This window comes from Ideonella sp. A 288 (assembly GCF_002198735.1).
In the GTDB taxonomy this organism is placed as follows: domain Bacteria; phylum Pseudomonadota; class Gammaproteobacteria; order Burkholderiales; family Burkholderiaceae_C; genus Pseudaquabacterium.
In genome coordinates this window covers 135,988-156,475 of the sequence record NZ_MWLO01000128.1, presented here as the reverse complement: position 1 = coordinate 156,475, position 20,488 = coordinate 135,988, and the positions used below count along the sequence as shown (strand labels likewise).

Here is a 20,488-nt window from a genome sequence, read left to right as displayed (position 1 = left end):
CACCCAGTGTGGACAGCCAGCCCCGGCCGGCCAATGGCGGGATGCGCCAACCGCGATGGCGAATCCGGTCAGCCCGGTCCGCGCGACAGGCGGTACTCGCCCGGCGCCACGCCGGTCCACTGCTTGAAGGCGCGGTGGAAGGTGCTGGCCTCGGAGAAGCCGACCCGGCGGGCAATCTCGGGCAGCGGCAGCGCGGTCTGCAGCAGCAGCTCGATGGCCGCATCGCGCCGCGTCTCGTCCTTGATCTGCTGGAAGCCGCGGCCCTCGTCGCGCAGGCGCCGCCGCAGCGTCTGCGGGCTGACGGCAAGCCGGGCGCTCACCGCCTCGACCGACGGCATCTCGTCGCCCACGCTCTTGCGCAGCAACTGCCGGATGCGGTCGGTCAGGCGGCGGGAGTCGCGGTACTTCACGATCAGGTTGGCCGGCGCGCCAGCGAAGAACTCGCGCAGGCACTGCGGAGACCGCACCACCGGCAGGTCGAGCCACTGCGCGTCGAACGACAGGCCCACATGCGGCTGCCCGGTGCGCACCGGCACCTGGTACACCCGCGACGTGTCAGTGCTGGCGTGCCCTTCGATGTAGTCCACGCCCACCAGCGGGATGCGCCGTGCCACCAGCCACGACGCCGCACCGAAGCTCAGCAGCATGAAGGCCTTGACGGCGTAGTCCAGCCGCACGTCGGGCGCGCGGCGCAGCACGAACTGCACCCGGGCCACGCCCTCGCACACCGTCAGGCGCGGCACGAAGTCGTGCAGCAGCAGGTGGTAGAACGAGAAGCCCTCCCGCAGGGCATCGCGCAGCGTGGCGCAGTGCACCAGCTGGCGCATGCAGCGGCCGAAGCTGCCCGGCGGCACGGGGCGCTGCAGCAGGCCCCACATCTCGTCGCGCAGGCTGCGGCGCAGGCCGCGGATCAGCGCCGCATACTGGCCGTGCGACAGGCGCGCCAGCGGCGAATCGAGCAGCGACGGCGTGATGCCCGCGCGCAGCAGCAGCGGATCGATCTCGATCCCCTGGTGGCGCGCGCCGAGCAGGATCTGGTGCACCTGCTGCACGGCAACGGTGTGGTGGGTGGTCGTCATGGCGTCCAGGCTGGACGATGATAGGGCGTTGCTCGCACGGCTCGGCAGCCTGGCCTGGCCGGCCCGCTGCCTCGCGGAGCGCGCCGGGCCGCTGGCCACGCATCGCCGCCGCGGCGGCTGGCGCCAGGGCGGCCGCGCTGGTCAGCGGACGATGAGCAGCGGCGCCAGCGTGTCGATCAACGCCACCATCGACACGTCGCTACCGAAGCAATGCAGGCAGCGGTTGGCAGGGTTCAGGCCCACCAGCACCGGGCCGGCTACCTCGCTGGCGGCCAGCCGGCGCAGCATGCGCCAGGGGCCACCCGAGTAGTAGCGGTCCATCCCCCGCGACACGATGGAGCCGGCCAGGGCGGCCAGGCCGGCCCCGGCGCGCACGGCGGCCGCGGCCGAGGCAAGGTCAGCGAAGTTCAGCAGGATCTCGCCGGGCGACGCGGATTCCGGTCACCCGTCACCGGCGCCGCAGGCCGCACACCAGCGCACGCGCGATTGGTGGCGGACTCGGTGCCATCTCGCCTGAGCCCCCCGGGTGGCACACGGGCCATCGTGGGGCTCGCGCGCCGCACCGGTGCGTGTGGCTCAGTGCGCCAAGTCGAGCAACCATGCCGGGCGCCTGCGCGTCCCGAACCGCACGAATTCCCGGACCCTGTGGCCGGCGGCGGCGGCGATGTCCCGAATCTCGGCCTCGGTCGTGGCCAGGGGCTGCGCACTGACCACCGCCCACTTCTCCAACTGACTCGGCGAGAACAAGTCATCGCAGACCAGAGACCGCACGCCGGATTGCAGTCGCAACAGCCGCAGGCGCCCGACCTCGCGCAGCCAGGCGGTGTCCTCGACCTCGGCCTTCGTCCCGACGATGCCCAGCGACTGCAGGCCGGTGCAGCCGAACACGGGTGCGAGGTCGACGACGCCCGGCAGCGCCTCCCTGAGCGTCAGTGTCTACAGGCCAGGCAGGTGGCGCAATTCGGAGACGTCCGTCAATGAACGGAGGTGCGTCAACGTCAAGGACCTCATTGCCGCGCACTGCCGCAACGGGCCCAGGCTTGCCAGCGAGCCACGCGCCAGGCCCAACGCTTCGAGCGACGCCAAGGCGACGAACCGGGCGCCATCGCGGCCGTCGTAGCCCTCGAGGTGCAGCGACTTCATGCCGGGATGGGTGAGTCTTGGACAGCAGCCTCCAGGCACAGCCCGTGCGAAGCGCGTGGCAGCAGGTGTTGACCAGGTGGCGACGCTCGCAGCGGGGCGTCGTGCCGCGCTGCGCGTCGTGTTCGATCAGGTCGGCCACCAGCGCCCACTCGGCGTCGGTCAGGTCGGTGGTCATGCCGCTGGCGCCATCACTGCGACGATGAGCCTCCGTATACCCCTGCGTGATCGCCCGAAGAACCGCGGTGTGCTCAGCATTGAGCGACGGTAGGTACCCAGTCCACCCCTGTGGCGTCTTGGCTCGGCGCGACCCACCATGCGCCTGCGCGGGCCCACGAGGGGCACCCGCCACGCTCAGTGGCGACGGCGCAGACCGGGCAACAGGCTGACGACCAGGGCGCCGAAGACCAGACCCAAGGTGGCCGGCTCGGGCAGCACGCGCGCTTCCACCGTGATGCTGCCCGCGTTCAGGGCATCAGGAGCCACCGGTGCACCGGCGCCACTGCGCAGCACCACCTGATCGAAGCTCAGGGCACTGGTGCCCAGGGCCAGCGTGTCGAAGACCAGGGAGAACAGGACGAAATCACCGCCCTGCAAGACGATCAGGTCGTCGATGGCCTCGAACGAAAAATCCGACACATGGACACTGGCGGCGCCCGGCGTGGTGCCCAGCCCGAACGCCAGTCCCAGCCCGAAGCCGTCGATGGCCCGGTCGAACGCCAGGATGTTGCCGTCGAAGCTGAGCTCGAAATCGTAGGCACCAAGGCGGTCGGGCAACACGTCGCTGACGCGCACCTCGACGGTGGCCTCGCTGCCGAGGCCGACCATCTGGGCGACGGGATCGATGGACAAGGAGTGCGCGTGGGCTGCACTGCCCGCCATGCCGAGGCACAGTGCGGCGGCGGACAGAAAGTGCCGCGAACCACGGATCATCGAGTCATTCTCCTCATCGGGACGTGTGGGCATCCGTCTCATGCCCAAAGCAGCGTGCGCCACAAGTTCGGCGCACCGTGCACCCCCACCGATCGATGCTAGCACCCGACCCTCGCTGCGGTCACCCACCGGAATCGGTGGGTTGCGATGGCGGCGCAGGCATGGAAGAAGCACGAAAAGCGGCACAAGCCACGATGCGATTCCACCGTGGCGGCCAGGGCACGGGATCAAGGGGTGTCCCGCGACCGCCAGTCTCGACCCGACACGACAGCACGGTTCGCAACCGCAGCCTGGCGCTACAGCGACATCGATGGCCGCAGGGCCATGGCGGCCCGCCAACGCAGCAGGTGCGGGTGCTGTTCGCCAGGCTTGACCCGCACCACGCGGGCGAAGTCCACGGCCACGACGGCCACGATGTCGGCGATGCTGAAGGCGTCGGCGGCGATGAATTCGCGCCCGGCCAGGCGATCGTTCAGCACGACCAGGAACTGCTGCACCCGCGCCAGGCCACGCTGTGCCAGTTCGGCGATCTGCGGGTAGTCCACCGGCCCGGGCAGCGCGCGGTTGACCATCGCCGGCGAGCTGTTGCGCAGCGCTTCGGCAATGGGCAGCAGGCCTTCGAACTCTGCGCGCCAGTGCCAACTGGCGATCTCGGCCTTCTCGAGCGGCGTGCTGCCCAACAGGGGCGGCTGCGGGTACCGCGCTTCCAGGTAGGCCGCGATCGAGGCGTTGTCGGCGAGCAGGACGCCCTCGTCCGTGCGCAGGGCCGGCACGGTGCATTGCGGATTGATCGCTCGATAGGCCTGGCCGAGCTGTTCGCCACGTGCCAGGTCGACCGGCACCGTGTCGTGCACGACGCCCTTCTCGGCCAGCAGGATGCGGGCGCGGCGTGGGCTGGGCGCCGTGGCGCAGTCGTAGAGGGTGATCATGGGCCGGGCTTTCGAGTGGATGGCAGGTGGAACGCCCTGCAGGCGTGCGGGCCGGTCGCGACATGGCCGCAGTGCAATGGTGCACTGCCAATTGCCGGCACACTGGCACCTGCGCGACGCCTGCAGACCCGCCGCCGCACCCCCGACCGATGCCTGGAGCCCGCTGGATGACCGATTCGACCGCCTACACGCCGCCCACCGTCTGGACCTGGAACAAGGCCAACGGCGGCCGCTTCGCCAACATCAACCGACCGATCTCCGGACCGACGCACGACAAGGACCTGCCGGTCGGCCGCCACCCGCTGCAGCTGTACTCGCTGGCCACGCCGAACGGCGTCAAGGTGACGGTGATGCTGGAAGAACTGCTGGCGCTGGGCCACGCCGGCGCCGAGTACGACGCCTGGCTCATCCGCATCAACGAAGGCGACCAGTTCGGCAGCGGCTTCGTCGCGGTGAACCCGAACTCCAAGATCCCGGCCCTTCTGGACCGCAGCGGAGCCGCGCCGGTGCGGGTGTTCGAATCCGGCGCGATCCTCATGCACCTGGCCGAGAAGTTCGGCGCCTTCCTGCCCACGGGCCTGCCCGAACGCGCCGAGTGCCTGTCGTGGCTGTTCTGGCAGATGGGCAGTGCCCCCTACCTGGGCGGCGGCTTCGGCCACTTCTATGCCTACGCGCCGACGAAGATCGAGTACGCGATCGATCGGTTCGCCATGGAAACCAAGCGCCAGCTCGACGTGCTCGACCGGCGCCTGGCCGAGAGTGCCTACCTGGCCGGGCCGGACTACACCATCGCCGACATGGCCGTCTGGCCCTGGTACGGCGCCCTGGCCAAGGGCCAGCTCTACGAGGCCGGCGAGTTCCTGCAGGTGCACGAGTACACCCACGTGCTGCGCTGGGCCGACCAGATCGCCAGCCGCCCCGCCGTGCAGCGCGGCCGCATGGTCAACCGCACCTGGGGCCAGCCATCGAGCCAGTTGGCCGAGCGCCACGACGCCGGCGACTTCGACACGCGCACCCAGGACAAGCTCGCCCCGTCGAGCTGACCCGCCGACGCTGATCGGCCCGCGCCCACCGCCGCACCCGTCCGGCCGTGGGGCCGAGCGGGCGTGGCCGGCGCGGGCGGGCGATTCCCGGCACACTGCAGGCCATCCCACCCGATCCTGCCCGCATGCTGCCCTTCGGCTTCGACAACACCTATGCCCGCGACCTGCCAGGCTTGTACGTCGCCTGGAAGCCCACACCCGCGCCGGCGCCGCAACTGCTCTACTTCAACGAGGCGCTCGCCACCGAGTTGAGGCTGGATGCCCCGGCGCTGGGTGGCCCGGAAGGCGCGGCGCTGTTCGCCGGCAACGCGCTGCCCGACGGCGCCGAGCCGATCGCCCAGGCCTATGCCGGCCACCAGTTCGGGGGCTTCTCGCCGCAGCTGGGCGATGGCCGTGCGCTGCTGCTGGGCGAGGTGATTGATCGGGCCGGGCGACGCCGCGACATCGCCTTCAAGGGCTCGGGGCGCACACCGTTCTCGCGCGGCGGCGATGGCCGGGCCGCGGTCGGCCCGATGCTGCGCGAGGTGCTGATCGGCGAGGCCATGCACGCCCTGGGCATCCCCACGACGCGGGCCCTGGCCGTGGCCGCCACCGGCGAGCCGGTCCGCCGCGATCGGGCCCTGCCCGGCGCGGTGCTCACGCGCGTGGCCGCGAGCCACCTGCGCGTGGGCACCTTCCAGTACTTCGCGGCCCGGGGCGAGCTCGACAAGCTGCGCCAGCTGGCCGACTACGCGATCGCACGCCACGACCCCCACCTGGCCGGCACGCCGGAGCGTCACCTTGCCTTGCTGAAGGCGGTGGCCACGCGGCAGGCTGCACTCATCGCCGCGTGGATGAACGTGGGCTTCATCCATGGCGTGATGAACACCGACAACATGGCCATCTCCGGCGAGACCATCGACTACGGGCCCTGCGCCTTCATGGAAGCCTTCGACCCCGAGGCGGTCTTCAGCAGCATCGACCACGGCGGCCGCTATGCCTACGGCAACCAGCCGCGCATCGCCCGGTGGAACCTGGCTCGCCTGGCCGAGACACTGCTGCCGCTGATGGCCGACGCCGAGGATGAGGCCTCGGTGCAACGCGCGGTGGCCCAGGTGACGGAGGTGATCGACGCCTTCCCGGCCCTGTATGCCGAGGCCTTGCTGCAAGGCCGACGCGCGAAGCTCGGCCTGAGCGCCGCGGTGGCTGCCAGCGACACCGCCAGCATTGCGGCCGACATGGCCCTGGCCGACGACTTTCTGGCGATGCTGCACGCCCAGTCGGTCGACTTCACGCTGGCCTGGCGCCGGCTCGCCAATGCCGCCGCCGGCGACGCGGCCGGATTGAGAGCGCTATTCGCCGCCCCCGACGCGCTGGACGCCTGGCTGGCACGCTGGCGCGACCGCTGCGCGCTGGACGCGCCCGCCGACGGCCCGGACGACATCGGGCGCGCCGAGCGCATGCGGCTCGCGAACCCCTGGATCATCCCGCGCAACCACCGGGTCGAGGAGGCGCTGGCCGCCGCCTCGGATGACGGCGACCTCGGTCCCTTCGACCGCTTGCTGGCCGCATTGCGCCAGCCGCACGACGAAGCGCCGGACCTGGCCCGCTACGCCGAGCCGGCGCCAGCGGCCGTCACGGCCTGCTACCAGACCTATTGCGGCACCTGAGCGCACTCGGTGCGGTCACGGGGACAGCCGCCATGCCGCGCCAGGCCCTCAACCGCAGCAGCGGCCCCCGGTGGGCAGCGAGACGGGGGCCTCTGCCTGATCGGACGCACGGGCCGGGGCTGGCCGACAGGCGGCAGACATCGGCTTGACGCCGCGGATGAATCCGCTGGCGAACTTGCCGTCCACCTGCTGCGCCAGGGCGTCGACGGCTGGCGCCTGGGCCTGCGAGGCCAGGAACGCCTTGGCATCGTCGGCGGAATAGACCCGCGTCACTTCGATGCCCACCTGCTCGAAGCCAGCCGCGGCGAGCTTGGCCAGGTAGTCCTGCTCGGACAGGGCTCCGGCCACGCAGCCCACCCACAGTTCCATGCTCCGCCGAATCGCCGCAGGCACCTCGCCGCGCACGATCACGTCCGACACCGCGAAGCGGCCACCGGGCTTGAGCACGCGGAAGGCCTCCTGAAGCACGCGGTCCTTGTCGGCCGACAGGTTGATCACGCAGTTGGAGATCACCACGTCCACGGAGTTGTCCGGCAGTGGGATGTCCTCGATCTCGCCTTCGAGGAAGTGCACGTTGCGCAGACCGCTCTTGCGCTTGTTCTCCTTGGCCAGCGCGAGCATCTGCTCGGTCATGTCCAGGCCGAAGGCCCGGCCGGTCGGGCCCACGCGCCGGGCCGACAAGAGCACGTCGATGCCGCCGCCTGAGCCAAGGTCGAGGACGGTCTCGCCGGCCTTCAACTCGGCCAGGGCCGTGGGGTTGCCGCAGCCCAGCGAGGCCAGCAACGCTGTGTCCGGCACGTCACCCATCTGGGCGGCGTCGTACAGGTTGGAGGTGATGGGATCCCAACTCTCGGGCGATGCCGGTGCGGCGCAGCAACTGCTGGAGCCACAACAACTGCCGACATCGGCCGTACCGACACGGGCAGCGGCCTCACCGTACGTGTCCTTCACGACTTGCCGGATGTCGACGGGTGCATTCATGATGATCTCCTGAGGGTCAATCGCAGCAGACGATGGTCTGCGGCTCGATGGCCTTGTTGCGGGTGCAGCACTCCGCATACAGAAAGCCCAGCAGGCCCTGCAAGGCCTCGGTGTGGGCGGCATACCAGAGGAACGTGCCTTCGCGGCGCACGGTGACCACACCCTCTGTGCGCAACTTGTCCAGGTGGTGAGACAGCGTGGACCCCGAGATGCCCGTCTCGCGGGCGATGTCGCCGACCACCAGCCCGTGCGGATGCGCAGTGAGCAGCAATCGCACGATTCGTAATCGGGGCTCGGTACCCATCGCCGACAGCATGCGGGCGAACTGGGCAACGACTTCGGTGGGAGGCGTGGGCACGAAGGACTCGGTGAAGACTCTGTATTTCTATCATCACAGAAATATCCCGGGAAGGCAAGCGGCCGCACCGAGGCGCGATGCGACGTTGCCGAGGCCATCCAAGGAGCCGCCGACCCCCTTGTTCGCGCGCCCCGGTTCGCAGGGATGCCCCGGCAGGTGTTCACGGTTTGCCACCCTGTGTCGTCGCGGCAGTCCATTCGCGGGGTGCCGGGACTCAACTTGCCGACGCACAGTCCGATCACTGATGCGGGGCGTTCATGCCCCGCCCCCTCGAAAGATCGGACCCATGATGAAACGTCTCACCCTCGGCCTGGCCTGCGCCGGCCTGTTGTCCGCAGCACCCGCGATCGCCGCGCCGGTGACCCTGCACAACTTCCAGTACGGCTACGAGTCCATCGACACCACGATGACGGGCTACGTCGGCGTGGGCGCGTTGATGGGCGAGTACAACGGCGGCGCGTCCAACAGCTTCGTCACCTTCTGCACCGACCTGTTCCAGAGCTTCAACTGGAACGTCACGTACAACAACTACCAGGTCGTCGCCAACGGCGACAACCACGGGCTGTCGTTCGTGCAGGCGGCCATGCTGGGCAAGCTGTTCACGGTGGCTGGCCCGATCGACAACCACAACGAGAGCGTGGCGTTCCAGCTGGCCGTGTGGGAGATCACGCACGACGCGGCCCCGTCCACCGTGCTCGCCGGCAACTTTGCGGTGCAACACGGGGGCACGGCGGCCCAGTTGGCACTGGCCGATGCCTGGCTGGCCACGGCCAACACGGCCAATGCCGCCAACAATTACATCGTCAACCGCCTGTACAGCCCCACCGCGCAGGACTTCCTGATCGCCACGCGAACTCAGGGCGGCGGAAACGGTGGACAGGTGCCCGAACCCGCGGGCATCGCGCTGGTGGCGGCCGCGCTGGCGGCCTTGGGGCTGAGCCGACGCCAGCGCCGCAACGGCGCCTGAGAAGGAGGGGCCGGCGTCGCGTCCCGTGGTGCTGGCGACGCGGAGGCTGTCGTTGCTTTGTATGGTCGGGGTGACATGATTCGAACATGCGACCCTCTGCTCCCAAAGCAGATGCGCTACCAGACTGCGCTACACCCCGAAGCCCTGCATTCTAGCCGCCCACTGGGGTCGGCGCTGGCAATTGAAGCTGGCGGGCCACCGCGGCACATTGGTCGATGTGCTGGTGGCACACGTAACGCAGGGCCGAGTAGGTCAAGGCGGCCGACACCGCCTGACCCGCCAGGGGCACGTACTTGGCCGCCTGCTGGGTGGTGAGGCGCACGCCCACCAGGTTGAGCAACTGCAACACGAGTGCGCGCGTGACCAACTTGCCGGCCACCAGTCCGCCGGCCGTCGACAAGACCTTGTAGACGACCACGCGGCGCTCCGGCGCCAACTGCTCGACCTGCTCAGGCGACAAGCCGAACGCCGCGTTGATCTCGGGCAGCACCTTCATCAGCACGCCGATGTCGGTGAGCCAGTCGACCCCGGGCACCGGCACCATCGAGACGCCCGCGGCGAACATCGCGCGCTTGCCCACCAGCCGCCGGCACCGTGCACTGACGCGCTCGATGGCCTCGGCAGTGGCAGGGATCATGCCGGCCGGTCCGACATCACGACGATGCCGTCGGCATCGGCCACCAACCAGTCGCCAGGGCGCACCCAGACGCCCTGCACCTGCACCGGCACATCGGCCTGGCCCTGGTTCCGCTTTTCGGTGGGTAATGGCATGGCGGCCAGCGCTCGGATGCCGAGCTCGCATTGCGCCAGTTCGGCCACGTCGCGCACGCAGCCGTCCACCACCACGCCGGCCCAGCCGTTGCGCGCGGCAGCGGCGCCGAGGTTGCCGCCCACCAGCGCGCGCCGCAGCGATCCGCCGCCGTCGACCACCAGCACGCGACCCAGGCCGGGTGAATCGACCGCCGCCTTCACAAGCGTGTTGTCCTCATGGCACTTTACGGTGGCCACCTCGCCGCAGAACGCGCTGCGCTTGCCGAAGTCGCGGAACACCGGCGGCAGCACTCGGAAGGCTCCGTCGCTGTCGTTCTTGTGCGCGTCGCAAAGGTCGCACGTGGCGGGCTGCTGGGTCATGTCGGGTTATGGGTGGTGTCGATGGGCGACGATGATTGTGCCGCCGCGCCCGCTGTCCAGCCGGGCACGGGGACCCTACTTGATGGTCTCGGCGATCTCGACGGCCACACCCTTGGCACCCACCTTGACGATGGGGGTGAGGCCCTGCAGGTCGCCGGGTTGGGGCATTGCATTGCCGCTCTTGCTGATGCGTGCCCCGACCACCACTTCGGTGACGGTGGAGATGCGCATGGACGGACTCATGGCCAGGCTGTCGTCGAGAGTGAACTCGATCGGCAGGTCCTTGACCTGCTTGCGCAGGATGGCCAACGGCGCGCGCGCGCCGGCCACGGGGCGGGCGAACACGAACACCGTGTCGTCCGGCGACGCCTTGCCGGCCAAGGACGCCGCCAGCGTCACGCGGCCCTGCACCGTGGCGCCAGAGGCGGCTGCCGGAGCAGCACCCTGGGTGGATGCGGGCGCCGCGGCGTCCTGGCCGGTCGCGGCCACCGCTGCCGCGGGCGACTGCGCCGGCAGGCCGGCACGCAGGCGGGCCTCGTCCAGCGCCCCCTGCATCTGGCGCGCCATGTCGGAGCCGGGCTCGAGGTTCTTCAGGGCGCGTTCCCACTGCCTGGCGGCGCCTGCAGCATCGCCGCGGTTGAAGGCGATGGTGCCCGACAGCGAGAGCGCCTTGGGGTTGTCCGGTTCGAGCGTCAACGCCTTCGCAATGAGTTGCTCGGGCTCGCCATCCAGGCTCTTGCCGGTGGCCGATGCCAGCGCATCGGCGAGATCGGCGTGGGCCTGCCCATCGGTCGGACGCAACTCGATCACGCGCTTGTAGGCCGGCACTGCTTCGGCATGGCGGCCCAGCACGGAATAGGAGCGGCCCAGCATCGACCATCCTTCGGCGTCCTCGGGGGCATTCTTCAGGCGCTCGGCCAGTTTCTCGATCAGGCCCTCGATCTGGGTGACGCCCATCGCATGGGCGGCCCCGCTGGCCGCGGCCGCCGGTGCGGTGGCGCCGGGCGCCACCGCGAGGCCTTCACGATTGCCCAGCCAGGCGTAGCCGGCCACGCCAACGGCCACCACGAAGCCGGCGATTCCCAACCAGGTCTTGGCCGACGGACGTTCACCGGAAAATGATGGCTCGGGTGCCGGCGCGGGCGTCGGTGTGGGCGGTGACGGCGAGGCCGATTGCAGCACCGCACCCAGCAGTTCTTCTTCGAGGCGCGCGCGCGCCTGCTTGGCGGCGTCGCCGGTCAGCATTCCGCCCTGGATCAGTTCGTCGATCTGCGCGATCTGGCGCTTCAGGTCATCGGTTCTTGACATCGGGGGCGGTCTCTCGTTCGTCGGAGTCAGTGTCGGGTTCGAAGGCATCGTCGGCCAGGCGGTCGCGGCGCCGCAGGACGACGACCAGCGAGCCGAGCGCGACGACCAGGAGCAACGCCGGGCCGAGCCAGAGGAGGACGGTCGTGGGCTTGAAGGGGGGGCGGTACAGCACGAAGTCGCCGTAGCGCTGGGTCATGTAGTCGAGGATCTCGCGTTCGCCCTGCCCTTTGGTGAGCATCTCGCGGATCTGGCGGCGAAGATCGACCGCCAACTCGGCATGCGAATCGGCAATGGTCTGGTTCTGGCAGACGAGGCAGCGCAACTCGGCGGAAAGCGCCATCACCTGGGCCTCGAGCGCCGGGTTGGCCGCGACGGCAGCGGCCTCGCGAGGGGTTGCAGCAGCAGTGGCCGGCGCATCGGCAGCGTGTGCCAGAGGACTGGCAAAGGCAGAAGCCAGGGCCAAGCCGGCGGCCAGCAATGCCGCCCACAGATCGAGTCGCCTAGCCATTGAGTTGCCTCAGCAGCGGTTCGATCTTGTCGCGCAGCACCTGCGGCGTGACCGGGCCGATGTGCTTGTAGCGGATGACCCCGGCACGATCGATGACGAAGGTCTCGGGCACGCCGTAGACGCCGTAGTCGATGCCGATGCGGCCGTCCAGGTCGAACAGCGAATCGACATAAGGGTTGCCGAAGTCCTTCAGCCAGCCCAGGGCGTCCTTGCGCTGGTCCTTGTAGTTCAGCCCGTAGATGGGCACGCCCCCCGACCGGGCGTAGGCCACCAGCACCGGATGCTCTTCTCGGCAGGCGCCGCACCATGAGGCCCAGACGTTGAGCAGCCACACCTTGCCCAGCATGTCCTCCTTGCGCAGCACGCGCTCGGGGGCCACCAACGACGCCGTGCTGAACCCGGGCGCCGGCTTGCCCACCAGCGGCGACGGCACTTCTCGAGGATTGAGGTTCAGACCAACCCCCAGGAAGGCCACCAGCACCAGGAAGATGCCCAGCGGCCACAGCAGCTTCTTGTTCACGCCCGGCCCCCGTCGGCCATGCCGGCGTAGTCGACCGTGCGCGTCTGGCGCACGCGGTAGCGCTTGTCGCTGGCAGCCAGGACACCGCCCAGCATCATGATCAGGCAACCGGCCCAGATCCAGTTGATGAACGGCTTGTGCTGCACCCGAACGACCCACTCGCCTGACGGCAGTTGCTCACCCATCGACACATACAGGTCGCGCAGCATGTTGCTGTCCACGGCGGCCTCGGTCATCGGGTTGTTCTGCACGCGGTAGATGCGCTTTTCGGGCTGCAGCATCGCGATGACCTTGCCGCCATGGCTGACTTCGATCTGCCCGCGCACCGCGGCGTAGTTGGGGCCCTCGACCTCGCGCATCGAGAGCATGCGGAAGGTGTAGCCGTTGAGCTCGGTGCGGGTGTCCGGCCCCATCTTCACGTCGCGTTCGATCTCGTAGGTCTTGACCATCGCCACGCCGAACGCGAAGGCGGCCACGCCGAAGTGCGCGACCATCATGCCGATCATCGCCAACGGCAACAGGCGGGCGCGGCCGAGCAGGCTGGTGGCATGGCCGGTGGGACGCAGGCGCTCGCGCAGATCGACCACCAGGCTGGCGACGATCCAGAACGCCAATGCCAGGCCGCCGGTGGCCACCGGCGAGATGCGGCCATTCGCCCATCCCACGGCCAGCGCCGCAGCCAGCGACAGGGGCGCCGCCCAGCGCAGGCGCCGCGCGAGGCTGGTGGCGTCGTCGTTCTTCCAGCGCACCAGCGGGCCGATGCCCATCATCAGCAACAGTGGCGCCATCAGCATGCCGAACACGGTGTCGAAGTACGGCGGACCGACCGAGATCTTGCCCAGGCCCATGGCGTCGAGGAACAGCGGGTACAGCGTGCCCAGCAGCACCGCGCCGGTGGCCACGGCCAGCAGCATGTTGTTGACCATCAGCATCGATTCCTTCGACACCAGGCCAAAGCGCTGGCCGAGGCCGACCTTGGGGGCTCGCCAGGCGTACAGCACCAGCGAGGCGCCGATGGCGATGACCAGGAAGGCCAGGATGAACAGGCCGCGCCGCGGGTCGGTGGCAAAGGCGTGCACCGACGACAGCACGCCCGAGCGGACGAGGAAGGTGCCCAGCAGCGACAGCGAGAACGCCATGATCGCCAGCAGCACCGTCCAGACCTTGAAGCTGCCGCGCTTCTCGGTCACGGCCAGCGAGTGGATCAGTGCCGTGCCCACCAGCCAGGGCATGAAGGAAGCGTTCTCGACCGGATCCCAGAACCACCAGCCGCCCCAACCCAGCTCGTTGTAGGCCCACCAACTGCCCAGGCCGATGCCGAAGGTGAGGAAGATCCAGGCTGCGGTTGTCCAGGGCCGCGTCCAGCGGGCCCAGGCGTTGTCGAGTTGGCCGCCCAGCAGCGCGGCGATCGCAAACGCATAGGCCACCGAGAACCCGACGTAGCCCATGTAGAGCATCGGTGGGTGCACCACCATGCCCGGGTCTTGCAGCAGCGGGTTCAGGTCGCGCCCGTCGGCCGCGGCGGGGATCAGGCGTTCGAACGGGTTCGAGGTGATCAGCGTGAAGAGCAGGAAGCCCACCGACACCAGCCCCAGCACCCCGATGATGCGCGCGAGGAACTCCTTTGGCAGCCGCTGGCTGAAGCCCGCCACCGCCACCGTCCACACGTTGAGCATGAACAGCCACAGGAGCAGCGAGCCCTCGTGGCCGCCCCACACCCCGGCCATTCGGTAGGCCAGCGGCGTGGCCGAATTGGAGTTGGACGCAACGTACAGCACCGAGAAGTCGTACTGCACGAACGACACCGTCAGGCACACGAACGACGCCGTCACCAGGGCGAACTGAGCCCAGGCCAGCGGGCGCGCCATGGCCATCCAGTCGGCGCGGCCCCGATGGGCGCCGGCCAAGGGCAGAGCCCCCTGTGCGAGGGCCACGCCGAGCGCGAGGATGAGCAGGAAGTGGCCGAGTTCCGGGATCACTTGCGTGCCTCGCCGCCCATGCCGGACTGCACGACGGTGGTCTGGCCCTTCATGGCGCCGGCCTTCTTCAGCGCCTCGGCGGCCTCTGGCGGCATGTAGTTCTCGTCGTGCTTGGCCAGCACTTCCTTGGCGGCGAAGATGCCGTCGCTGCCCAACTGGCCCTGGGCGACCACGCCTTTGCCTTCCTTGAACAGGTCGGGCAGCACGCCTTCGAAGCGAACCGGCACGTGCTGCGCGGTGTCGGTGACGGTGAAACGCACGGTCACGCCGTCACGCAGCACGCTGCCCTCCTTCACCAGTCCGCCGATGCGGAAGGTGCGGCCCTGCGGAGCCTCGTTGGACGCGATCTGGGTGGGCGTGTAGAAGAAGACCAGGTTGCTGTTGAAGGCATTGAGCACGAGGCCCACGACGACGCCGACAGCGGCGAGCACCCCTACGACGATGGCGGCACGTTTGTGGCGGGGCTTCATGCTGCATGCTCCTCGGCAGCGGCCCGGTGGGCCGTGCGCAGTCGATTGCCGGCCAACAGCGGCTCGGCCACCATCACCAACAGGGTGACGCCGTAGGAACCCCACACGTACAGGCCGTAGCCGCCCATGTGGAGAAAGTCGTTCAGTGAGTTCCAGGTCATGATGTGGTCTCTCGGCGGTTGTTCACAAGGGCCCTCACCCATTCCGTGTCCGACTCCTGCTCGAGCACGATGGCCCGCGCTCGGGTGAACACGACTGCAAAACTGTAGGCCCAGAAGCTGAATGTCATCAGCAACATGGCTGTCAGCATGGTATCGACCATGGCCGGTGCGGCGGTCAACTTGATCGTGGCCCCCTGGTGCAGCGTGTTCCACCAGCGCACCGAGAAATAGATGATCGGGATGTTGACGGCGCCCACCAGGGCCAGCAGAGCGCCGGCATGCGCGGCGCGGCGCGCGTCGTCGATGGCCTCCGTGAGCGCGATGTAGCCGATGTACAGCAGCAACAGGATGAACTCGGAGGTGAGCCGTGCGTCCCAGACCCACCAGGTGCCCCAGGTCGGCTTGCCCCACAGGGCGCCGGTCCAGAGGGCGACAAAGGTGAACATCGCGCCGGTGGGGGCCAGCGCACGCGCGTACATCGACGCCATGCGGGCGTTGAGCATCCATCCCCAGGCCGCCCAGAAGGCCATCACCAGGTAGATCAGCATCGACATCCACGCAGCGGGCACGTGGATGAAGATGATGCGGTACGACTCGCCCTGCTGGTGATCGGTGGGCGCCACGAAGAAGCCGATGTACAGGCCCGCCACGGCGAGCACAAGCGCCACGGCCCAGAACCAGGGGATGAGTCGGCCCGACAGGTCGAAGTACCGGGAGGGCGCGGCGAATGTGCTCCATCGGGTGGGAGACTTGGCAAGGTTCATTTAGTTCAATCCAGCGAGATGCGCAGGGCCGCGGCCGTGGCCAGGGGGGCGCCGAGCAGGGTGACGATCAGCAACGCGCCGAGCAGGGAAAAGTGGGCCTGCGGCGACAGGCCGGAATCGACCGCACCGACCGCCCCGGTGCCGAAGATCAGCGCCGGGATGGTCAGCGGCAGCACGAGCAGGAACACCAGCGCCGCGCCGCTGCGCAGGCCCAGGGTGAGCGCTGCACCCACCGCCCCCAACAGGCTGAGGATGGGCGTGCCCAGCAGCAGCGTGAGCGCCAGGATGCCGATCGACGCCGCGTGCATGCCGAACAGGACGCCGATGAGCGGCGCGGCCACGACCAGCGGCATGCAAGACGACAGCCAGTGTGCCAGCACCTTGCCCAGCACCACCTCGACCAACGGCTTGGACGACAGCAGCATCTGCTCGAGCGAGCCGTCCTGGTGGTCGCTGGAGAACATCTGCGTCACCGACAACATGGCCGCCAGCAGCGCGCACACCCAGACGACGCCGGGCGCCATCTGGCGCAGCATCTGCGGCTCTGGGCCCACCCCGATGGGAAACAGGCCCGCGGCACAGATGAAGAAACCGAGCGGCAGCAAGGCCTCGATGCGCCGGCGGCGCGCCAGCAACAGGTCTCGACCGGCCACCGCGATGAGGATGCTCATGGTCCGGCCCGCCAAGGCTCGAGGTCGAATTCGCGCGCGCCGGCGATCTCGATCGTCTGGTGGCTGGTCAGCAGCACCGCCCCCTGGCGCGCGGCGTTGGCCTCGATGAGGCGGCTGAGGATGCGCACGCTGGCCTGGTCGAGCGCGTCGAAGGGCTCGTCGAGGATCCAGGTGCGCGGCGCGTCGTCCAAGGCCAGGCGGGCCAGCGCACCGCGGCGCCGCTGACCCTGCGACAGGGTGCGCACCGCGGCATCTGCGCGCGAAGCCAGCCCCAGGCGATCGAGCGCCGCGCGCGCCCGCGCCTGGCCGCCATCGATGCCGGACAGGCCACCGAGGAAGGCCACCGACTCGGCCAGGGTCAGGTCGTCCTTCAGTGCGTTGGCGTGCCCGATGTACAGCACCGACGACCGGGCGGCCATGCCGGCCTTGCGCAGCGGCGTGCCGGCCCAGGTGACCTCGCCCTCGAACGGCTGCGACAGCCCGGCCAGGATGCGCATCAGGCTGGTCTTGCCGCTGCCATTGGTGCCGCGCAACCACGTGACACTGCCGGGCTCGAGCTGGAGGTCGAGGCCGGCGAACAGTTTGCGGCGCCCGCGCCGGCAGGCCAGGGCCTGGGCGGCCAGCGGGCCGGTCGATTGCGTCATCGTGTCAGGTCGAAAGGGTGAGAGGTGCGTCCGCGGCGACCGGCCACCCAAGACACTCGGGGACCATCGCCTTGAACGACCGGGCGGATGCTATCGGACGCGGGGACCGCGCTTCTTGACAATGCTCAAGTGGTGCCTTGGCCGCAGCCCGTCGGGAGGGCCTCCTACCCAGAGGCCCCGACCCGCTGGACACACCGCTCCCACCCGGGCGGCTCGTCGATCGGGCCAGCATCGGGACATCAATAGTCGTACCGGTAACCGAGCGAGTAGAACACGCGTGTGGCGGACTCGTCCTGCGTAGGGCCACGGGTTTTGCTGAACTCGACGCTCAGGTCCGATTCGAGCGTCCAGCGCTGTCCCAGCCGATAGCTCAGCCGAAGACCCGGCGTCCAGCGCGAGGTGGTGATCGTTCCCCGCAATGTGGCCTGGCGCTGCCGGTACAGGCGCAACGAGGGCTCGAACTGCCACTGCGCCCAGGGCACCGACAGGTTGTTGTACGACGCCAGCCAGCCCTTCAGGTCGGGGCCGGACACCACTGACGCGCTGATCACGTGCGTGTCGCGCGCCGAGTAGAGGTTGGTGCCGATGGCCTGCACGCCCAGGGTGTACAGGTTTCCAGTGCCGGGACGGCCGTTGACGAGTTCCGGGATGTCGACCACCGGCGCCAGCGCGCCCACGTTGGTCAGGCGCAGGTCCAGGCCGGCCTGCCAGCGTGGCGTGATCGGCGTGGTGAACCCGGCGTTGGCCTGCGTCATGTAGGCGGTGGTGGCGCTGACGTAGCGCTTGGCAGCGTCCAGCGTCTGCAGGCCCAGAAGGTCGGTGATGCGGCGCGGCAAGGTGCCGCCCGGCGGCGCGAAGAACAAGGCGTTGCCCAGCATCAGCATGGGGGTCGAGCGGCGGTCGTACATGACGTTGATGCTCGAATTGCCCTCGGTCATGAACAGGCCCTGGGCGGACGCGATGTTCGTGCCCTTGAGGGCGATGTCGTACTCGAGCAGCGTGAACACGCTGGCATTGGGCTTGACGTAGCGCAGTTCGTGCCCCAGCGCGCGGCGGTCGACGTGCCCGTCGATGACCTGCTGGATGGCGTACACGCTGCTTCCCAGTTGCGGCAGCAGTGCGTCGGCGTCGAGCGACACGCCATAGAAGTGTCGGCGGGTGTCGAGCAACTTGTCGGTGGGCACGCCAGCCACGGCGCTGAGCTTCCAGCGCGGCTTGAAGGACCAGCCCAGCAGCACGCCATCGAAGCGGCCGAGCACACCGCCGCCCAGGCCCGACTGCCGGCCCAGCCGCACCGACATGCCGGTGCGCACCGAACGGTAGTCGACGAACAAGGCCGACAGCCGGTTCCTCGACGGGCGCCTCGGCATGAAGTCGGCCGTGAACGAATCGCGGAACGAGAAGCGGATGTCGCGCTCGGCGTCGCGGTAGCGCCAGCCCAGGTCGACGCTGGTCAGCAACTGCTTCTGGTCGGTGGCGGAGATGGTCTCGTCGGACACCACCTGCGGAATCTGGCCTTCCAGCGGTGTGCCCTGCAGGTCCTCCTTCAGCTGGGTCTGGGTCTGCGACTGGCCGCCGTAATAGGTCTGCGAGAACGACCCGCTCCAGGTGCTGGTGCTGCTGGGTTTCACTGGTTCGGGCTCCCGGGCCAGCGGGGCGGGCAAGGCTGCCAGGCGCTCGCGCACACGCTGGCTGTCGGCGCCCTGCGGGTACAACTTCAGGAAGGTCTCGTACTCGGCGCGAGCCCGGGTGGTGTCGCCCAGACGCTCGCGCACCTCGCCGATCAGGGCCTGGGCGTCGCGCGAGGCAGAGGTCGGTGGCAACGACAGCACTTCATCCAGCCCAGCCAGGGCCGCTGCGTCGTCCTGGCGGGCGATGGAGGCCCTGGCTGCATCGAGCCCTCTTCGTCCACGCGATTCGATGTCCTCGGCAGGCGCTGCCGAGGCTGCCCCTGCGGCCGCCTCGGCCGCCACCTTGGGCGCCGGGCCCTCGGTCGGCACGTGATCTTCGATGGCTGCGCCCGGGAATGCGCCCAACTGCCGCAAGGCCTGTTGCGCCTCGTCCCGCGTATTGAACGGGCCGATGCTCAACTCGTACTCCGTGCGACCTTCGACCACGCGGGCCACGTTGCGCAGTTCGATCGTCCCCAGCGACCTCGGCAGCGGCCGCTCCATGCGGATCGGCGACGACGACCGCTGCAGCACGATCTGGAAGCGCCGCGTCGGCTCCACCGGCGTGGCCCGACCTCGCGAGGCCACCGTGCGCGCGGCGTCGCCGAGGCCGTCGAGCACCAGTTCGATGCTGCGGTTGCTGCGGCCCGCGCGCACGGTGAACCGGGTGGCGACGTCGAGCCGGATGACCAGCTTGCGCCGCGTGCGGCCGTTGTCGACCTCGTCGGACACGGTGATCGTCGGCAGCCCGTCGCCACCGCGCAGCACCTTGCGCTGGCCGTCCACCGGCGCCACCGCATCGCGGTTGGGCACCACGTCGTAGAACGCCTGCACCAGGTCGCCCGACCGCGCCGTGACGGCGCGCAGGTACTGCACCGGCGCGGCGAAGCGCACCGTCACCACCGCCCTGGGTCCGTCGGGTCGGACATCGACGTCCTCGATGAGCTGGGCCTGCGCCAGAGCGCTCCATCCCATCAGGCCCAACAAGGGCCAGTGGCTGTTCCAACGATTCATGTGATCCCTCGCTCGCCGGCAGGCTGCCGGTCCCTTTGTGTCAATCCCACTTCGTGTAGGCCGCGCCCTTGTTGCCCAACGGCCGGTGGCAGCCAGCCATCGAGCAGTCGGTGGGCACCGTACCTTTCTTGGCTTCGTGGTTCAGCGCCTTCTTCTCCATGCCGCCGGCGTAGTTCGCGCCACTCTGGTGGCAGGCCTTGCACCAGCCGGCGCCATTGCCCATGCTGCCGTTGTGATTCATGCGGGTCGTGCCCCACGACGTGGTGGCCGTGTGGCATGCGTTGCAGTCCATGGTGGCGCCGTTGAGCAGTTGCGCCTCCGGCACGTGGTTGTTCGGCTTGGCCAGTGCACCTTGCGTGCCCTCGGACAGGTAGGCGCCGTTGTGGCACTGCCTGCAGGCCATGCCGGTGACCGCGGTGTGGCTCATCGTGAGCGCGGTGGCAAAGGCCACCTGCGAGCGGTGGCAGGCATCGCACTTGGCCGCGGCCACCGTGATCGGCACGTGGGTGTTGGACTTGCCCTTGGCCGCCGAGCCGTTGTGGCAGTTGTCGCAGGTTCCCGTGCCCACG

At 69.3% G+C, this 20,488-nt stretch carries 23 protein-coding genes, 1 tRNA gene and 1 pseudogene; 3 read left to right on the top strand and 22 right to left on the bottom strand.

Annotation, left to right across the window (positions count from 1 at the left end):
- Positions 1-68: 68 nt before the first annotated feature.
- The 7 genes and pseudogenes from EOINJALH_RS17070 to EOINJALH_RS17050 form a co-directional block, all read right to left on the bottom strand.
- Complete coding sequence (locus EOINJALH_RS17070; protein ID WP_088282179.1) at positions 69-1,079, bottom strand: AraC family transcriptional regulator; 1,011 nt, start codon at positions 1,077-1,079, stop codon at positions 69-71.
- Positions 1,080-1,220: 141 nt separating this feature from the next.
- The gene (locus tag EOINJALH_RS17065; RefSeq protein WP_088282177.1) at positions 1,221-1,454 is read right to left on the bottom strand and encodes a hypothetical protein; all 234 of its coding nucleotides are present in this window, start codon (positions 1,452-1,454) and stop codon (positions 1,221-1,223) included.
- 201 nt (positions 1,455-1,655) lie between these two features.
- Entirely contained in the window at positions 1,656-1,967 is a 312-nt protein-coding gene (locus EOINJALH_RS32195; protein WP_199873406.1) for a hypothetical protein, read from the bottom strand.
- Positions 1,968-2,015: 48 nt separating this feature from the next.
- Positions 2,016-2,222: a hypothetical protein gene (locus EOINJALH_RS32190; protein WP_199873405.1), complete on the bottom strand. Its 207-nt coding sequence runs from the start codon at positions 2,220-2,222 to the stop codon at positions 2,016-2,018.
- A 7-nt stretch (positions 2,223-2,229) separates the two neighbouring features.
- Positions 2,230-2,439, bottom strand: a pseudogene (locus EOINJALH_RS32805) (transposase); the annotation flags it as partial.
- Between the two features lie 134 nt (positions 2,440-2,573).
- Positions 2,574-3,152, bottom strand: a complete 579-nt coding sequence (locus EOINJALH_RS17055) for a cohesin domain-containing protein (protein WP_088282175.1) — start codon at positions 3,150-3,152, stop codon at positions 2,574-2,576.
- A 296-nt stretch (positions 3,153-3,448) separates the two neighbouring features.
- Positions 3,449-4,081, bottom strand: coding sequence for a glutathione S-transferase family protein (locus EOINJALH_RS17050; protein WP_088282173.1), 633 nt, complete (start codon positions 4,079-4,081; stop codon positions 3,449-3,451).
- 167 nt (positions 4,082-4,248) lie between these two features.
- Between EOINJALH_RS17050 and yghU the strand changes: the two genes are divergently transcribed.
- Positions 4,249-5,124: a glutathione-dependent disulfide-bond oxidoreductase gene (yghU, locus tag EOINJALH_RS17045; protein WP_088282171.1), complete on the top strand. Its 876-nt coding sequence runs from the start codon at positions 4,249-4,251 to the stop codon at positions 5,122-5,124.
- 125 nt (positions 5,125-5,249) lie between these two features.
- A complete protein-coding gene (locus EOINJALH_RS17040) occupies positions 5,250-6,773 on the top strand; it encodes a YdiU family protein (protein ID WP_088282169.1) in 1,524 nt (507 codons plus the stop codon).
- A 48-nt stretch (positions 6,774-6,821) separates the two neighbouring features.
- On the opposite strand, the gene EOINJALH_RS17035 is transcribed toward EOINJALH_RS17040, so the two are convergent.
- Positions 6,822-7,754 carry an arsenite methyltransferase gene (locus EOINJALH_RS17035; RefSeq protein ID WP_088282167.1) on the bottom strand — a complete coding sequence of 311 codons (933 nt, stop codon included), beginning with the start codon at positions 7,752-7,754 and terminating at the stop codon, positions 6,822-6,824.
- 16 nt (positions 7,755-7,770) lie between these two features.
- Positions 7,771-8,112, bottom strand: a complete 342-nt coding sequence (locus tag EOINJALH_RS17030) for a helix-turn-helix transcriptional regulator (RefSeq protein ID WP_199873398.1) — start codon at positions 8,110-8,112, stop codon at positions 7,771-7,773.
- A 289-nt stretch (positions 8,113-8,401) separates the two neighbouring features.
- On the opposite strand from EOINJALH_RS17030, the gene EOINJALH_RS32800 reads away from it, so the two are divergent.
- Positions 8,402-9,079 carry a PEP-CTERM sorting domain-containing protein gene (locus tag EOINJALH_RS32800; protein WP_234413895.1) on the top strand — a complete coding sequence of 226 codons (678 nt, stop codon included), beginning with the start codon at positions 8,402-8,404 and terminating at the stop codon, positions 9,077-9,079.
- A gap of 62 nt (positions 9,080-9,141) precedes the next feature.
- Here EOINJALH_RS32800 and EOINJALH_RS17020 read toward each other — a convergent pair.
- From EOINJALH_RS17020 to EOINJALH_RS16960, 13 genes are all read right to left on the bottom strand, one after another.
- Positions 9,142-9,218, bottom strand: a tRNA-Pro gene (locus tag EOINJALH_RS17020).
- A 12-nt stretch (positions 9,219-9,230) separates the two neighbouring features.
- Entirely contained in the window at positions 9,231-9,716 is a 486-nt protein-coding gene (locus EOINJALH_RS17015) for a hypothetical protein (protein WP_088282161.1), read from the bottom strand.
- Positions 9,713-10,210 (bottom strand): ribonuclease E activity regulator RraA, encoded by a 498-nt coding sequence (gene rraA, locus EOINJALH_RS17010; RefSeq protein ID WP_088282159.1) that lies wholly within the window; start codon positions 10,208-10,210, stop codon positions 9,713-9,715. Before rraA ends, EOINJALH_RS17015 begins: the two co-directional genes overlap by 4 nt.
- A 75-nt stretch (positions 10,211-10,285) precedes the next feature.
- On the bottom strand, positions 10,286-11,566 hold the full coding sequence (locus tag EOINJALH_RS17005; protein WP_088282157.1) for a tetratricopeptide repeat protein: 1,281 nt from the start codon (positions 11,564-11,566) through the stop codon (positions 10,286-10,288).
- Positions 11,502-12,026 carry a cytochrome c-type biogenesis protein gene (locus EOINJALH_RS17000; protein ID WP_088282252.1) on the bottom strand — a complete coding sequence of 175 codons (525 nt, stop codon included), beginning with the start codon at positions 12,024-12,026 and terminating at the stop codon, positions 11,502-11,504. Before EOINJALH_RS17000 ends, EOINJALH_RS17005 begins: the two co-directional genes overlap by 65 nt.
- Entirely contained in the window at positions 12,019-12,546 is a 528-nt protein-coding gene (locus EOINJALH_RS16995; protein ID WP_088282155.1) for a DsbE family thiol:disulfide interchange protein, read from the bottom strand. Before EOINJALH_RS16995 ends, EOINJALH_RS17000 begins: the two co-directional genes overlap by 8 nt.
- Positions 12,543-14,525, bottom strand: coding sequence for a heme lyase CcmF/NrfE family subunit (locus EOINJALH_RS16990; RefSeq protein WP_088282153.1), 1,983 nt, complete (start codon positions 14,523-14,525; stop codon positions 12,543-12,545). The genes EOINJALH_RS16995 and EOINJALH_RS16990 overlap by 4 nt, the downstream gene beginning before the upstream one ends.
- Complete coding sequence (gene ccmE, locus EOINJALH_RS16985) at positions 14,522-14,995, bottom strand: cytochrome c maturation protein CcmE (RefSeq protein WP_088282151.1); 474 nt, start codon at positions 14,993-14,995, stop codon at positions 14,522-14,524. Before ccmE ends, EOINJALH_RS16990 begins: the two co-directional genes overlap by 4 nt.
- A complete protein-coding gene (gene ccmD, locus EOINJALH_RS16980; RefSeq protein WP_088282149.1) occupies positions 14,992-15,156 on the bottom strand; it encodes a heme exporter protein CcmD in 165 nt (54 codons plus the stop codon). The genes ccmE and ccmD overlap by 4 nt, the downstream gene beginning before the upstream one ends.
- Positions 15,153-15,920 (bottom strand): heme ABC transporter permease CcmC, encoded by a 768-nt coding sequence (gene ccmC, locus EOINJALH_RS16975; protein WP_088282147.1) that lies wholly within the window; start codon positions 15,918-15,920, stop codon positions 15,153-15,155. Before ccmC ends, ccmD begins: the two co-directional genes overlap by 4 nt.
- A gap of 5 nt (positions 15,921-15,925) precedes the next feature.
- Positions 15,926-16,591 (bottom strand): heme exporter protein CcmB, encoded by a 666-nt coding sequence (ccmB, locus tag EOINJALH_RS16970; protein WP_088282145.1) that lies wholly within the window; start codon positions 16,589-16,591, stop codon positions 15,926-15,928.
- Complete coding sequence (ccmA, locus tag EOINJALH_RS16965) at positions 16,588-17,235, bottom strand: cytochrome c biogenesis heme-transporting ATPase CcmA (RefSeq protein ID WP_088282143.1); 648 nt, start codon at positions 17,233-17,235, stop codon at positions 16,588-16,590. Before ccmA ends, ccmB begins: the two co-directional genes overlap by 4 nt.
- 239 nt (positions 17,236-17,474) lie before the next feature.
- The gene (locus EOINJALH_RS16960; protein ID WP_144290060.1) at positions 17,475-19,919 is read right to left on the bottom strand and encodes an SPOR domain-containing protein; all 2,445 of its coding nucleotides are present in this window, start codon (positions 19,917-19,919) and stop codon (positions 17,475-17,477) included.
- Positions 19,920-20,488 lie beyond the last annotated feature (569 nt).